The 15,369-nt window shown below is 36.5% G+C and carries 15 protein-coding genes; 8 read left to right on the top strand and 7 right to left on the bottom strand.

Features of this window, described 5'->3' with window-relative positions; translation table 11 throughout:
• Together V7Z48_RS11055 and V7Z48_RS11050 are read left to right on the top strand one after the other, a co-directional pair.
• On the top strand, nt 1-337 hold a 337-nt coding region (locus V7Z48_RS11055), incomplete at its 5' end, for a hypothetical protein (protein WP_334113540.1).
• A gap of 15 nt (nt 338-352) precedes the next feature.
• Nucleotides 353-538 carry a hypothetical protein gene (locus V7Z48_RS11050; RefSeq protein WP_334113539.1) on the top strand — a complete coding sequence of 62 codons (186 nt, stop codon included), beginning with the start codon at nt 353-355 and terminating at the stop codon, nt 536-538.
• On the opposite strand, the gene V7Z48_RS11045 is transcribed toward V7Z48_RS11050, so the two are convergent.
• Both V7Z48_RS11045 and V7Z48_RS11040 read right to left on the bottom strand, forming a co-directional pair.
• Nucleotides 539-739, bottom strand: coding sequence for a hypothetical protein (locus tag V7Z48_RS11045; RefSeq protein WP_334113538.1), 201 nt, complete (start codon nt 737-739; stop codon nt 539-541). It abuts the gene before it with no gap.
• A gap of 898 nt (nt 740-1,637) precedes the next feature.
• Nucleotides 1,638-2,114 carry a regulatory protein RecX gene (locus V7Z48_RS11040; RefSeq protein ID WP_334113537.1) on the bottom strand — a complete coding sequence of 159 codons (477 nt, stop codon included), beginning with the start codon at nt 2,112-2,114 and terminating at the stop codon, nt 1,638-1,640.
• Between the two features lie 103 nt (nt 2,115-2,217).
• Here V7Z48_RS11040 and V7Z48_RS11035 point away from each other — a divergent pair, with 103 nt between their 5' ends.
• Nucleotides 2,218-5,586: a lamin tail domain-containing protein gene (locus tag V7Z48_RS11035; protein ID WP_334113536.1), complete on the top strand. Its 3,369-nt coding sequence runs from the start codon at nt 2,218-2,220 to the stop codon at nt 5,584-5,586.
• Nucleotides 5,587-5,645: 59 nt separating this feature from the next.
• On the opposite strand, the gene recO is transcribed toward V7Z48_RS11035, so the two are convergent.
• The 3 genes from recO to gdhA all read right to left on the bottom strand — a co-directional run bounded on the left by recO (nt 5,646) and on the right by gdhA (nt 10,220).
• Nucleotides 5,646-6,365, bottom strand: a complete 720-nt coding sequence (recO, locus tag V7Z48_RS11030) for a DNA repair protein RecO (protein ID WP_334113535.1) — start codon at nt 6,363-6,365, stop codon at nt 5,646-5,648.
• Nucleotides 6,366-6,372: 7 nt separating this feature from the next.
• Nucleotides 6,373-8,757, bottom strand: a complete 2,385-nt coding sequence (gene porZ / locus V7Z48_RS11025; protein WP_334113534.1) for a type IX secretion system anionic LPS delivery protein PorZ — start codon at nt 8,755-8,757, stop codon at nt 6,373-6,375.
• Between the two features lie 119 nt (nt 8,758-8,876).
• Nucleotides 8,877-10,220 carry an NADP-specific glutamate dehydrogenase gene (gdhA, locus tag V7Z48_RS11020; protein WP_334113533.1) on the bottom strand — a complete coding sequence of 448 codons (1,344 nt, stop codon included), beginning with the start codon at nt 10,218-10,220 and terminating at the stop codon, nt 8,877-8,879.
• Nucleotides 10,221-10,435: 215 nt separating this feature from the next.
• Between gdhA and V7Z48_RS11015 the strand changes: the two genes are divergently transcribed.
• Nucleotides 10,436-11,224 carry a THC0290_0291 family protein gene (locus V7Z48_RS11015; protein WP_334113532.1) on the top strand — a complete coding sequence of 263 codons (789 nt, stop codon included), beginning with the start codon at nt 10,436-10,438 and terminating at the stop codon, nt 11,222-11,224.
• 32 nt (nt 11,225-11,256) lie between these two features.
• Here V7Z48_RS11015 and V7Z48_RS11010 read toward each other — a convergent pair whose 3' ends face one another.
• Complete coding sequence (locus V7Z48_RS11010; RefSeq protein WP_334113531.1) at nt 11,257-12,396, bottom strand: cystathionine gamma-synthase; 1,140 nt, start codon at nt 12,394-12,396, stop codon at nt 11,257-11,259.
• A 161-nt stretch (nt 12,397-12,557) separates the two neighbouring features.
• Here V7Z48_RS11010 and V7Z48_RS11005 point away from each other — a divergent pair, with 161 nt between their 5' ends.
• The 3 genes from V7Z48_RS11005 to V7Z48_RS10995 all read left to right on the top strand — a co-directional run bounded on the left by V7Z48_RS11005 (nt 12,558) and on the right by V7Z48_RS10995 (nt 14,577).
• Nucleotides 12,558-13,274, top strand: coding sequence for a DUF3298 and DUF4163 domain-containing protein (locus V7Z48_RS11005; RefSeq protein WP_334113530.1), 717 nt, complete (start codon nt 12,558-12,560; stop codon nt 13,272-13,274).
• Between the two features lie 63 nt (nt 13,275-13,337).
• Nucleotides 13,338-13,691 carry an arsenate reductase family protein gene (locus V7Z48_RS11000; protein WP_334113528.1) on the top strand — a complete coding sequence of 118 codons (354 nt, stop codon included), beginning with the start codon at nt 13,338-13,340 and terminating at the stop codon, nt 13,689-13,691.
• Entirely contained in the window at nt 13,684-14,577 is an 894-nt protein-coding gene (locus tag V7Z48_RS10995) for a DMT family transporter (RefSeq protein ID WP_334113527.1), read from the top strand. Before V7Z48_RS11000 ends, V7Z48_RS10995 begins: the two co-directional genes overlap by 8 nt.
• Here the strand turns inward: V7Z48_RS10995 and V7Z48_RS10990 are convergent.
• Nucleotides 14,566-15,045, bottom strand: a complete 480-nt coding sequence (locus V7Z48_RS10990) for an acyl-CoA thioesterase (protein ID WP_334113526.1) — start codon at nt 15,043-15,045, stop codon at nt 14,566-14,568. The genes V7Z48_RS10995 and V7Z48_RS10990 overlap by 12 nt on opposite strands.
• A 130-nt stretch (nt 15,046-15,175) precedes the next feature.
• On the opposite strand from V7Z48_RS10990, the gene V7Z48_RS10985 reads away from it, so the two are divergent.
• The coding region (locus V7Z48_RS10985) for a YicC/YloC family endoribonuclease (RefSeq protein WP_334113524.1) at nt 15,176-15,369 on the top strand (194 nt) is incomplete at its 3' end.

Genomic DNA, 15,369 nt, shown 5'->3' with positions numbered 1-15,369 from the left:
AACTCACTTTGGTAATTTTGGTTTCCAACATTATAAAAAAATCACTAATGAAACTGATACAGGTGATGTCAAAATAGTTGATTACGAATGGAGTTATAATGACCCATTAACAGAAATTAATTTTGTTACAGTGTTTGGTACTCAACACTTTTTCCCGACAAACGGGTTGAAATTAAAAGATGTAAGATTTAAAGATTCTGATTTTTTTAATTATTCTAATAGATTGAAATATTACAATAAAATTGTGATTAAAGATTTTATTTATGTACTAATTACTTGGTTGTTATTAATGTTAATTGTTATATTTTTTAAAAATTTTAAAATTAAACTTAATTAATAAAAATATTTAGTTATGTCAGACCACTATTACAACAATAAAAAAGCTCATTTTAAATCAAATTTTGGTAAAGATGCAGACAGTAATTTGTCAGATTTTCTAAAATATGTGTCTATTGAAATGAATAGAGAAATTTTAGATAGTTTGTCAGATTTAAAAATGGCTATAGATAATCTAACAGAATCAAATCACAACGGTTAGTTATTTTATTCCACTTACATCTAGTTCCATATTCTCTATGTTATTTAAAGTAGAGGCTCTTTTTATATTATAACTACTTTGTTTTAAAATCCAATCTGCATCTGCCGTGTTTAAATTTTTTAGTACGTTTAATACTTCTCTAATTTTGTTTTCTAATACTGTGTTTTCTTTTAATTCCATTGTTTTTTTTTGTTTTTCCACAACTTTCATTTTGTTAGCTCAGTTTTTCTTTTTTTAACTGTTTGCCAACTCGTTATATCATCAATTTTTATAACGTTATCCCGTTATTATTGTGACTATTCATTACTTTTTATCAAATATAACCAAATTTACCAATCATTTTAAAAAAATTGCCTCTAACTACTTGGTTGTCTATACACTTTCCAACATTATTCGGGCTTTGTTCGGGCTGGGACCCATTTTTAAAGCATACACCAAAGCCTAAGTAAAACAATCCTCGAACAAGACTCGAACAAAACCCCTAAAAAATCGCAGTTGTGTGTCAAATTGTGTCAAATGGTTTCAAATTGTGTCAATGTGTGTCAAATTGTGTCAAACAGTGTCAAATAGTGTCAAATAGTGTCAATCGATGTCAATTAGGCTCAAATGGTGTCAAATGGTGTCACCGGTTTTTTGGTTGATGTTTCACGATGTTTTCTGTGTACTCGTCAAACATATTCCGCCACAGCAGAAACCACTGTCGTCAGTATAACAAACAAAAGGCGTAAAGAAGTTTTGAAGTCTTGAAGAAACTTTAGCCTTTTGTTTGTGATTTCTTTAGTGCCCGAAGCACTAAAGAAAATACCTTCGACAGTGAAAGGCTTTTTTGTTACTTTTTTGGCCATCAAAAAAGTAAATTCAAAGTTACAGAACGAACTTGTTTTATAAATTTTATATTGGAATGCCATAAGTTCCTTTTCCTAGGAAAGGGATTTGATTGTTTGGTGATAATTGAAACAGTGGATTGCGATTTAGTAGAAAGCTCACTAAAAATGGATTTTTAATGCAATGTGAGTTGGTAAATGGTGCTGGCTAAGTTATGGGTTGTGAATTTTCATTACAGTAGAAAATCAACATCTTAAAAAACAAAATTAAAGTCCTACTTATCCACCAAATCACCCACTACTTCGTACACCAAATGCGATTCCCAGCCGCGGTACAATAAATAATCTGCTAGTTTCTTTTTCTTTTTAAAAGGATTGGTTTCTTTAATGGCGGCACAGCGTTTTTCGGCCAGGGTGTAGAGGGTTTTTTGATAGTCGGCATCAGAAAATTGTTGTAGGGCGGCTTTGATATTATAAGTTGAAATATCCCGCATTTTCAATTCGCGCGTGATGCGTTGTTTGCCCCATTGTTTGATGCGGAACTTCCCACGGGCAAAGGCCAGGGCAAAACGGGTTTCGTTTAAATAGTTATCTTCAATAAGGTGGTTGATGATGGTATCGACGGCTATGGGTATCATCCCCATGTTTTGCAATTTTTTTCGGACTTCTTGGTGGCAACGTTCTTGGTAAGCGCAATAATGCTCCAAGGCCTTTTGCGCTTCATCGATGGTATAGGTTTTTGATGGATGCATGTGCAAAAATAATAACATTTTGTTAATAAAACCCTTAAGAAACAGCTAGCCAATTTATCTAAATTTGCACTTCTCTTTGGAGTGGAATTAATAGCATGTTTTTATGAAATTAAAATTACTTTTTTGTTTACTACTTTTTGTTGGTGTTTTAGGGTTTGGGCAGTCCATTTTTGAAAATCCAATATTGGGTACAAACCCAAATACCGCCAACCCCTATACTACGGGTCAGGTTGTAGATCCAAATATTACTGTGAGTGGAATAGGTCGAGGCGCGGGCATCAATGGTACCAACGCCAACAACCGATATAATGCAAACGGTTGGAATACCGCAACAATAGATTTGACTGCTTATTTTGAATTCACCATCACACCAAATGCTGGCTTCGAAATAGATTTTGTGAGTTTTGTTTATACTTCACAAAGAAGTAATGCTTCAATCTCAAATTTCGCTTTTAGAAGCAGCATTGATGGGTTTAATTCCAACCTTGGCACCCCATTGTTTGACGGAGCAACCATAGATTTAAGTAGTTTTCAAAATATCAATGGCCCTATTACGTTTAGATTTTACGCATGGGGTACGTCGGCTGCTTCTACTACTACATTTAGTATCAATGACTTTACATTTAACGGAACCGTCACTTCAGCTTGTGTTCCTGTTCACAGTATTACCAACTTTGAACCTGTTGACGGCCCGGTTGATACTGAAGTTAGAATAAATGGCAGCGGTTTTTCAGCTTCTACGGCAGTTGCATTTAATGGGATTCCTGCATCCGTTAGCTTTGTTGATGCAAATACGTTATTAGCAGAAGTTCCCGCTGGCGCGACTACAGGTGCAATAACGGTTACGGAAAATTCGTGTAACCTAATCACTTCCGATTTTACGGTAATTACTAATATCACTAGCAGTTGTGAAGGCTCAGCTGCTGCAACTCCCACCGATTTGTTTATAAGTGCCGTTACCGATGCAACTATTAATTCTTTCACCTACATAGAATTATTTAATGGCACCACCTCACCAATCAATTTGAGTGGTTATTCCATTCAATTTTTTAATAACGGAAGTGCTACTCAAAATGGTGGAAACGTTAATCTTAACACTATTGTATTAAACGTTGGTGATGTTTATGTTATTGGCGTAGGCGCGACAACCATCTGTTCCGGTATTGCAGGATCTGATGGATCATTTGCTAATCAAACAAGCGGTATTGGTGGTATTAATTTTGGAACAGGAAATGATGACCATATTCGTTTATACAACGGCGCAACTCATGTTGACTCTTGGGGTTTTTACCAAAATAATGATTGGTCAAGCCCATTAGGAATTGGCACAAGAGGTGCGATTTTTGAAAGACTTGAAACTGCTGCATCTTTGCCAAATACCAATTTTAACCTTGCCGATTGGAGCGTTGTAAATTGGAATGATTGCTCAGACACTGACTATTCTAGTATTGGAAGCTTCTCATTCTCCTCTGGTGGTGGTATGTCGCCAAGCGTCTCAGTTCCATTGTATACTGCATCCAACTGTTTAGAGGCTACTATATCTGTTACCGCTACTGAAGGTTTTGTAGGCGGCAATGCCTTAAATTACCAATGGTATGCCGTGGCACCAGGTGATACCAACTGGACCGCCTTAACCAACGATGCCGTTTATTCGGGTGTTGATACAAACGAATTAAACATCAGCAATACTTTTAGCCTTAACAACTATCAGTACTATTGTGAAGTACGCGAAAATACAGCAACGTGCTCTCAAGCTAGTGATGCCGTTAGAATAGAGATTGAGCAAACAACTTGGAATGGCACTGCCTGGAGCAATGGCGCGCCAAATGCAGGAACGGTGGCGATTTTAAATGCAAATTATACTACAGCTGCACCAACACCGAGTTTTACAGCGTGCAACTTGGTTGTAAATGCTATTTTGGATATTAGAGATGGTTATTTTGTCGAGGTAATTAATGATGCCTCAGTGAATACAGATGGTAATATAATTGTTCAGACTCGCGGTGCCTTTGTTCAAAGAAATGATGCGGGAACGTTTGTATTAAATGGTGGCAATTCATCAGTTAATAAAGATACAGCTCCTAAGCAAAATTGGTATGACTATACCTATTGGTCTTCGCCAGTAGTTAATGAAACGGCAGAAAATGCCTTTGGATTATCGCCCGCCAATCGCAGATTTTATTTTGAGGCACAAAATTTTGTGGATATCGATGGCAATGATATTGATGATATTGGCAACGACTGGCAAATTGCCACGGGATTATTAACGCCTGGTTTAGGCTATGCCGTAACTTCTTTTAATGTAGGGCCATTCCCTAGAATAGATCAGAATAATTTTAATGGCTCTTTTAACAATGGTATTATAAATGTGCCCGTATACAGAAATCCGGCTAATCCAATTGCGAGTAACAATTGGAATTTCATTGGTAATCCGTATCCTTCGGCTATTGACTTTGAGGAATTTCATAATCAAAATGCTGGCGCCATTGAAGGTTCAGCTTACCTGTGGTCGCAATCCTTGCCTCCATTAGCTATGAATCCTGGCAACCAAGTTCTCAACTTTAATAGAAATGATTATGCCATCATTAATGTGGGCTCCGGTAATGTGGCTGGCGGTGCTGTCGGACTTCCGCCAAATAACTTTATTCCATCTGGTCAAGGGTTTTTTGTAAATGCAACAGGCAATGGTACCGTTACTTTTAATAATAGTATCAGGTTGGCCGATGGTAGTAGTAATAATAATTTTTACAGAAGTAACAATGTAGTTGTTCTAGACAAACTCTGGCTTAACCTGACCTCAGACAATGGCGTGTTTAATCAAATATTAGTGGCCTATGTGCCAGGCGCTACCAACAACGACGATGGTATGTATTACGACGCCCCACGAAATCTTTCCACTGGTACTTACGCCAGTTTGTACTCCATTATAAAAGATAGTGACAAACCCTTCGCCATTCAAGGTAAAAACCCAATGAGTTTAAATGCTGATGAAGTAATTGCTTTAGGGTTTTCGACTTCTATTGAGGTGGCGACCTTATACCGCATTTCTATTGCGCAGCTGCAAGGGGATTTTATGACTAGCGAAACTGTCTATTTAAAAGATAATCTGTTAAATGGCCTCCATAATTTATCGGAAAGTGATTACACTTTTACTTCCGAAGTTGGTGATTTTAAGGAACGATTTGAGGTGGTCTTTAACCGCGAAAGCTTGAGTGTTGGTGGGGCTTTATTGTCGCCACAATCACTTTCTATAATAGAACTTTCTAACGGCGATGTACAGTTTAGCGTTGCAGAAAACCATCAAATTAAAACTATTGAAATCATCGATTTACAAGGCAGAACCATTTACCGATTAAAAGGTGCTAGCAACCTAGAAACTTATAACTTATCGCAATTGAGCAGTGCAACTTATGTGGCCAAAGTAACCTTGTCTAACGGACAAACTATCAACAAGAAAGCCATTAAGCGCTAGTAATCATTACATAATAAAATATCAAAAAAGCCTTTGAATATTTGTCTTCAAAGGCTTTTTTAATGAAATACTTGGTGCAGCACTTCTAAAGATTTTGGCTTTTTAAAGCTTCCAAGTTGTAAATCGTAATAAACCAATAGCGTATTTAAAAAAGACTGGCGTTTGGCAGCCGATAATTTGATGCTGTGGAAGGCTTCAAATTTCGTTTCTAAAAATTGTTTTAGCAGGGTTACGTTTTCACCTGTAATGGCATAAATACCAGTATTGCTGTGGGTAAATAAGCCACTTTCTAAATCGAAATAATCAAAGCTTTCTATTTTTGATTCTGGGTAAAAACCCAAGTATTGCGACAACCTGAGTAAAAACATTAAGTGGAAGTTGGCAATATCGTCTTCGTGGTCGATAAATTGAAAACTGTTGCTGAGGTAACTGAATAATTCTTCGTTTTTTGACTCTTCTTTTAAACAGGCCGCTAACACTTCCGATAAAAATAACGCCAGCGTACTTTTATAAATATCTGAATTTAAAGTCTGATAAATACAAAGCGATTTAACTTCCTTTATGTACTGTAGGTTTCTGTTGGGTTTAAAGTCATCAATTAAAATCAATTGCGACAAAACTTGATAGTAGCCAATCACCGGATTCTTCTTGTTGCTTTTAAAGGCGCCTTTTACCAGGTAGCTAACCACACCACGCTGCTCGGTAAAGCATTTAATGATAAGATCGTTGTCGTTAAATTTTAATTTTGATAAAACAATGGCCTTCGTTTCAGATAACATAGCACGGTTATTTTCCTCTGATAATAAGCACTTTTAAAACCTTAGACTCTTGCGTATCCAAATCTGAAATAAGAATGAGATACACACCTGAAGCTACAATATTATTATTTAAGTTTCGGCCATTCCATATCGCAATACCGCCATCTATGCCCAAATTATAGCGTGCTGCTGAATTGCGCAGGTTGATTCTCGATTGCGCTTCGGCCACCAAATTACCTTCAACATCGGTTATTTTGATATTCACGTTTTGTGTTAGGCCTTTTATTTTAACGCCTTTATTAATATCGTTTAAATCGCTGGCACCAAGAATATCGTATTCAGGTCGCACCGGATTTGGATAGACGAAGGCATTGGTTAATTCTTCTTCGGGAGCTGAGCTTCCCGAGGTAAAGGCCACTACGCCTCGACTGGTGGCAAAATAAACTTTTCCATTAATTTCGTCTATTGCAATGTGGTTTACCTCATTAGACGGTAAGGGAGAATTATTTGTTGTAAAATGGTAGATGGTCTGACTTCCATCTTGGGAAAAATAAAACACTCCAGAAGACAGCGTGGCTACCCATTTATTATTTGAGCCATCTACTCTAATATCATTAATTAACTCGTCTAATAACAATTCTCGCGGTATTCCAGCTTCGTCAATAATAATGCTGTTGACTGAAGGATTAGGGGTGTTAAAAACATTGGCCGTATTGAACAGCACTCTTAATCCAGCCACGGTACCAATCCAAAGTTGATTGCGATTGTCAATTGCTAGTGCTTCAACACCAGTTGCTGGCATGTTTTGAGATTGTGCATCAATCTTTAAAATACGCGTGCCAGTTACGGTTTCATTGTAAGCGATTAATCCATTTCTTCTTGAACCAATCCATTTGGTACCATTATTGTCAACCACTAAATCCCCAAATCCATTTTCACCAGTTATAGGATTATCAATTAACTCAGAAAAACTATAACTTTCCCAATTTCCTGTGGCAGGATCATAAGACTTTAATGGTCTTTCAATTAAGCTCGTTATTGACCACAACTTCCCCGTTCTATCAAAATCTAATCCGTTGACTCGTATACTCACAAAATTTGGAGCATTTGCTAATACTATTGATTCAAGGCCACTGTTGGTTTGATTTAATAAAATTTCAGGTTCAAAATTATTTAGCTCTAAAATTCCATCTTGAAACGAACTAATAAATACCTGCTGTGGATTAAATGGATTAACAGCACTAAAGGTTAGATTTCTGGCATTAAGAAGGTTTGCGAACGGAATGCTTGTCCAGGTATCGTCCACTCTATAGCTTAATCCTAAAGATTTAATTGGGGAAGGATTATAAAAGGCGGTATGGTCTCCATAAGTAACCCAGATCTGACCGTTTAAGGCATTAATTTTGAATGGATCATTTCTCAATGGTCCATTAGGAAGAATCTGCTGTATCAGTTCTCCACTAGAGGCGTCTACCCGCAGAACACCAAAGGAAGAGGTACCTATAAATAAGCTTCCATCAGGGAATATTGCACTAGAATAGGTAGTGTTATAATCTGGTATGATACCGATGTTTAGTGTTTGTGTACCATTTTCGTTTAATAAAAAAACATTCGTTGAAGTGGTGAAAATTAAATTACTATCGCTTACACCGTTGTCTAAGGGTACCGCGGGAAAATTAGTTAACAACTGAATATTATTGCCGACTACCTCATAGAGGGCATTGTTACTTCTAACGGTGAATAACTTATTTTCAAAGGTGGTCATGGTCAAAAAATTACCCGTTGAAATGGTTTGCCACTGTTGAAAATCAATAAGGTTAGGATTAGAAAGCTGACCAATCTTAATAGCATTATTATTTTGACAAGCGGCGTAAATGGCATCGTTGAAAACGGCGGTTTGCAAAACAGGAATCTGACTGCCTCCCATACCAATCAGGTAAGTATCACCAAATTCTAAGCGTTCTAAATTATAGACTACAATCCCGAAACCGGTTGCAATATAAACAAGCCCTTGGTGTTCATTAAAATGATTAATCCGTTTAAAACTTGGATTAATTGTTTCTTTTTCAAGAATATCTACTACAGGAAGCACTGTGTTTTCTACTTCTGAATAAATTTCTATTAATCCGTTGGTATAGCCTATAAGCAATAATTGAAACTCGGTACTGAATTCAATTTCTGAAATAAATCCTCCGGAAAGCCCTTCAACAGTGGTAAGTGTTTCAATTTCATTACTTAATAAGTCATAAGAAAACAACACATTTTCGGAGGCCGCATACACTTTGGTATCGCTAGCGGTAATATCAACAATGCTATTATATGAAAAATGCGACTCCCACAACACGGAGAAGTCTTGTGCTACAGTAACTAAGGTAATAAAACACAACAATGTAGAAACTACTGTATTTCTCATTTCAAATTTTAAGAGTCAAAGATATTTATATCTAACGAAATTATAAGATAATATGATATGTTATTGCATAAAAAAGCCCTTGACAGATTAGCAAGGGCCTTATTTATTTAAAAATTATGTTATACCACGCCTTGTGCAAGCATAGCATCAGCCACTTTTACAAATCCAGCGATATTGGCACCTTTTACGTAGTCTACATAGCCATCGTTATCAGTTCCATATTTAATACAAGATTCGTGAATACTTATCATGATATCTTTAAGCTTGGCATCTACTTCTTCGCGTGTCCAATTGTAACGCATTGAATTTTGAGTCATTTCTAAACCAGAAGTTGCTACACCACCAGCATTTGAAGCTTTACCTGGTGCGAATAAGATTTTAGCTGCATGAAAAGCATCAATAGCTTCTTTGGTAGATGGCATATTGGCACCTTCACTCACACATATACAGCCGTTTGCCAACAATGCTTTGGCATCATCACCTAGCAATTCGTTTTGCGTAGCGCAAGGTAATGCGATATCACATTTCTCGTGCCATGGGGTTTTGCCTTCAACAAATTTAGCATTGCTATAGGTTTCAACATATTCGCTAATTCTGCCGCGTTTTACGTTTTTAAGGTTCATAATAAACGCTAATTTATCGGTATCGATTCCGTCGTAATCTACAATATATCCAGAAGAATCGGACATGGTGATCACTTTTGCACCCAACTCAATAGCTTTTTCAGCCGAATACTGTGCAACGTTTCCAGAACCTGAAATAAGGACTGTTTTGCCTTTTAAACTTTCATTTCTGGTTTTTAACATACTTTGAACAAAATATACATTGCCGTAACCTGTAGCTTCGGGTCTAATAAGTGAACCGCCGAAAGACAATCCTTTACCTGTGAAAACCCCTGTAAATTCGTTGCGTAATTTTTTGTACATCCCAAACATATAACCTACTTCTCTAGCGCCAACACCAATATCTCCAGCTGGCACATCGAGGTCACTTCCTATGTGTCGGAATAATTCTGACATAAATGCTTGACAGAATTTCATGATTTCGTTATCAGATTTTCCTTTTGGATCAAAATCAGAACCGCCTTTTCCACCACCCATAGGCAAAGTAGTTAAACTGTTTTTAAATACCTGTTCAAAGGCTAAAAACTTAAGCACACTAAGGGTTACTGTTGGATGAAAACGGATACCGCCTTTATATGGACCAATGGCTGAATTCATTTGAATACGATAGCCTCTATTGACCTGTATCTCGCCCTGATCGTCTAACCAACAAACTCTGAAGGTTATAACGCGCTCGGGTTCTACCATTCTTAAAAGTAGTTTCTTGTTTTGATATTTTTCGTTTCTTTCAATGAACGGCATAACGGTTTCGGCAACCTCTTCAACTGCTTGTAGGAATTCAGATTCGTTGCTGTTTCTTTTGGCTACGATATCTAAAAAGGATTTTATTTGATCTTCCATGAAATTTAATGATTATAAATTTAACGGCACAAAGATAGGTTATCTTTAAATTTAAGCATTATATTTTTTTATATTCTCAATAAATCTTTGTCATACTAGAAATTTAATAATAAAAGTGCAGAAATTTAATTAATCTGTATTTAACTTATAATATTTTTTGATTTAGCGAGTTTTCATATATTTGTTACCATGATTGCCTCAATTAAATGAACCTTATGACATTAAAATTGAATAGGTTATTCCTGTTTGTTGCTATTTTGCTGAGTGCTGAGTCAGTAAATTCCCAATTCGGATTCTCTCATGAGGTTGGTGTTATTGTTGGGCCTGTTGCGTTTCAATCGGATTTTGGGGTGAGAAATGACTTAGAAACTAACGCCGGCAATACAGGTATTGGTATAGGCATTATTCACTATATAAACTTTTCATATAGGGCAGATTGTAATTGTTATTCTGCTGATACTTATTTTAACGATCACTTTAAACTGCGAAGTGAAATTTCGTGGAATAAAACCAAACTAGAACATTTTGGTAAGTGGGTAGATGAATCTAGAACCAGTGTGAATGCCGACCGATTGAGAGCGCATTCTGGTGAAGCCAATAATTTTGACGTTGGTATGCAGTTAGAATATTTCCCTTTGAGTATTAGACAATTTTCTTCAAGAGTCAATTCTTTTGCCCCATTTATAAGTTTAGGAACGCATTTTACTTCCTACAATCCATCAGCCGCTACTACCTTTGGAGATGGCAACATCAACAACCCCAACAACTTTTATTCTTTTTGGGAGCCAGGATCTATTAGTGATGAAAGCGGCACCGTTTGGTCGGTAGTTGGCAGTGTTGGTGTGCGCTATAAACTCACCATTCTATCGGATTTAATGTTGGATTTAAGATGGCAGTATTTTGGCAATAACTGGATTGACGGACTTAACCACCAGTTAGACTCCAACCGTGCGAATGATTGGTTGGTATGGCTTAACTTCGGTTATATATATTATTTAGATTAAAAAAAAGACCTTATTGCTAAGGTCGATTTTTATTATCCAATGGCTTGTTGTAAATCTGATATCAAGTCATCAATATCTTCAATACCAACACTTAATCTAATTAAAGAATCTACAACGCCTGTTTTTTCGCGTTCTTCTTTTGGTATACTGGCATGGGTCATACTTGCGGGATGTCCGGCAAGCGACTCTACACCACCTAAAGATTCGGCTAAGGTGAATAATTTTAAGTTTTCAACTATTTTTATAGCCTCTTTAAAATTATTTCCTTTGGTTACGAACGATACCATGCCGCCAAAATCATTCATTTGCGCTTTGGCAACCTCATGATTGGGATGGTCTTTTAAACCTGGCCAGTACACCTTTTCAATTTTTGGGTGGTTGTTTAAATACTCAGCAATGGCTTTCCCATTCTCGCAATGGCGTTGCATACGCACATGTAATGTTTTTAAACCTCTAAGCACCAAAAAACTATCTTGCGGACCACATATTGCACCACTAGCATTTTGAATAAAATAAAGCTTTTCGGCCAAGGCATCATCTTTTACCACTAAGGCTCCCATAACCACATCGCTATGGCCACTTAAATACTTAGTAACTGAATGCATCACGATATCCGCACCCAATTCTAAGGGTTGCTGTAAATACGGCGTAGCAAAAGTATTATCTACCGCTAACAATAAGTTATTGGCTTTAGCAATGGCCGAAATTGATTTGATATCAATTACATTCATCATAGGGTTGGTAGGTGTTTCAACCCAAATTAATTTAGTGTTTGGCGTGATATAGTCGTTTATTTTGTCAGCATTGTCCATTCCTATAAAATGGAACTTGATACCAAAATTTTCATATATTTTTGTAAATAACCTGTAAGTACCGCCATATAAATCATTGGTAGAAACCACCTCATCACCTGGCTGTAATAATTTTAAAACAGCATCTATCGCAGCAAGTCCAGAACCAAATGCCAAGCCGTGTTTGCCGTTTTCTATACTGGCAAAAGCGTTTTCTAGGGCGTTACGAGTTGGGTTGTGTGTTCTTGAATATTCGTATCCTTTGTGTCCGCCAGGTGTAGATTGTGCATATGTTGTAGTTTGATAAATTGGCTGCATTACTGCGCCGTATGCTGGGTCGTGGTGTTGTCCGCCGTGAATTGTTTTTGTATTAAATTTCATTTAAAAAAATTATTGGAATTTGTATAAAATGATTTGAGTTATAAATCTTATCGAAGATTATTAAAATAGCTCAAGAATGCAACAACAAATGTACATGGATATTCGTTGAATTCAAATGTATGTAATATCTTTAATGAATCTTTAACAAACCTGACAAACCTTTGAAAAAACTCGTTTTAATACTCATAACCGTTGCGTGCTTTTACACTTGTAAAGAAGAATCCAGTTTAAAATTCGAAACTAACGTCGTAGCACTGAGTGAAGTTTCGCAAGTTGAAATTGAATATCCCGTTGCTGAAGGTAACTCTGAAGCTGCCATAACTATCAATAATACCATTTCTAGTTATATTGTAAATTCATTGAACTTTGAAGAAGGCAGTGTTGCAGATGTTGATGTTTCTGCCGCTGTATCAAAGTTTGATCAAGAATACACCTTGTTTAAGCGCGATTTCCCAGAGAGCGCAGCCGCATGGGAAGCGAGTATTGAAGGTGAGGTGTTGTATACGTCACCGCTTATCACAACCATATCTATTAGTAGTTATTTATACACAGGTGGCGCGCACGGCAATGATTACATCAAGCTTTTCAACTTTAATAATGCCAACGGCGAATTGCTCACACCTGAGGAAGTTTTGAATATTAATTCAGATTTTATGAAACTGGCTCAAAGCTATTTTGAAAGTGAAGTGATGAAAAAGGACGAAAATATAAAAGATTATTTTTTTGGAGAAAACTTTAAACTTCCAGAAAACATGGGACTTAATGAACGCGGAATGATCATGCTTTACAACAAATACGAAGTAGCTTCCTATGCTCAAGGTTATACCGAATTTTTAATTCCGTTTAAGGAATTAGAACCTTATTTAAAATATCAATAAGTCAAGTTTTCCTTTTGATTTTCTTAATTTTGCCATCGCGAAAAACTGTGAAATCTTGATTTAATGAACCATATATTTTATCTTAAAACTTGCAATACCTGCATGAGGATTTTAAAAGAACTCAATCCTACATCCAATATTAAACTTCAAGATATTAAAGAACACCCTATTACTGTAAATCAGTTGGAATCACTCGAACGCCTGGCAGGCAGTTACGAAGCTTTATTTAGCAAACGCGCTAAATTGTATACAGAAATGGGCCTTAAAAATGCCGATTTAAAAGAGGCCGATTTTAAGCATTATCTGTTAGAACATTATACCTTTTTAAAAAGACCAGTCATTGTTTTAGACCAAAACATTTTTATTGGTAATAGCAGCAAAGTTGTAGCTGCAGCCAAAAAGAAAATGAATGACTAGCAGAACATTTGCGCTTTTAGCCTTATTTGCGGTGCAACTGCTTTATGGTTTAAACTTCACCTTTGCAAAATCGCTTATCAATGACGGTTTTATGCAATCGTCGGCACTTGTATTTTTTAGAGTGTCTGGTGCTACCCTATTATTTTGGATTGTTGGTGAATTCTTTCCTAAAGAAAAAATTGATATCAAGGATTATCTTAAGTTTTTTTATGCCGCTATTTTTGGAGTGGTTATCAATATGCTCTTTTTTTTAAAAGGTTTGGAACTTACCACGCCTATTCATGCCGCGGCAATCGTGTCCATTACGCCAATCGTCATTCTTTTATTGTCTAGCTATTATTTAAAAGAAAAAGTGACACGATTAAAAATAATTGGTGTGATATTGGCCTTTGCTGGCGCCTTGGTATTGAGTATTTACGGCAAATCACTGAGAGCTGGTGACAATGTGTTTTTCGGTAATATGCTTATCATGATTAACGTGGTGTCGTACAGTATTTACATCATCATGATAAAAAGACTAACGGTAAAATACCACCCCTTTACCTTTATAAAATGGTTGTTTTTATTCGGAACCTTTTTGGTGTTGCCCTTTAGCTATTTTCAAATAGAAGTCATTGATTGGAACTCCTTCGATACTTATGCAACAGGTTCACTTATATTTGTAGTTGTGGGTGCTACCTTCGGAACCTATTTACTTAATCCGCTAGCGCTAAGAACTTTAAGAGCCTCTACAGTTGGGATATTTATTTACTTACAACCCGTAATTGCCGCCATTTTTGCAGTAGCTATGGGTGTTGATACCATAGGTATAGTTAAAATAACTGCTGCCGTTCTTATTTTTTCGGGCGTTTATTTGGTAACTAAAAAACCAAAATTACAGGCTTAAATTTTGAGGTTTTTTTCCGTATTTCCTAGTGTCATCTTTGGTGAGGGTTTTATAGATCTCGGACTTCGGAAATTGATGTGCTTTATCGAGTAAAGCGGCGGGTAGCGCAGTGAGTCTTCTTTCTTTTAAATCTATCCAAGCACCAAGCATTTCGCAGTGTGCCAAATGAATACCTTTATCGTTGTAAAAATTATGACTGAATTGAAAGAACATGCCGTCTTCACTTAAGCCATCCACTTCGATAGTCACGGTTATAGGCGTTCCTAAAAACGATTCCTTAAAATAATACATATGTTCGTAAAATACCACAGGACCGAGGTTTTGTTCTGTTATTTCGGTCATTGAAAAACCATGATCGTCAAAGAAAGACATACGCGCATGGCTCATAAAATTGGTATACGCCGAATTGGCTAAGTGCGCATTGGCGTCCACATCACTCCATCTAATTTCAAATTGTTTTTTATACATCTCACATTTTATTAAGGACTGCAAAGGTACAAAGTATTGCTATGCATGCATAACAAAACTGCTTCAAAAAAATCGCAGCCCCCTTCATTTGATTTAATTACCTTTGCAACTCAAATTAAAATCATTATCAATGATTCAATCTATGACAGGTTTTGGTAAAACCGTATTACAACTTCCCAACAAAAAAATTTCGATAGAAATAAAATCGCTTAACAGTAAAAGTCTCGATCTCAATACGAGAATGCCTTCGCTATATCGTGAAAAAGAACTGCATATAAGAAAGCGCATCGCTAACGAATTGATTCGGGGCAAAATCGATTTCTC

This window comes from Paucihalobacter sp., assembly GCF_036825875.1.
GTDB lineage: Bacteria > Bacteroidota > Bacteroidia > Flavobacteriales > Flavobacteriaceae > Paucihalobacter.
The sequence above is the reverse complement of the archived record's forward strand: the minus strand, read 5'-3'. Positions and strand labels throughout refer to the sequence as shown.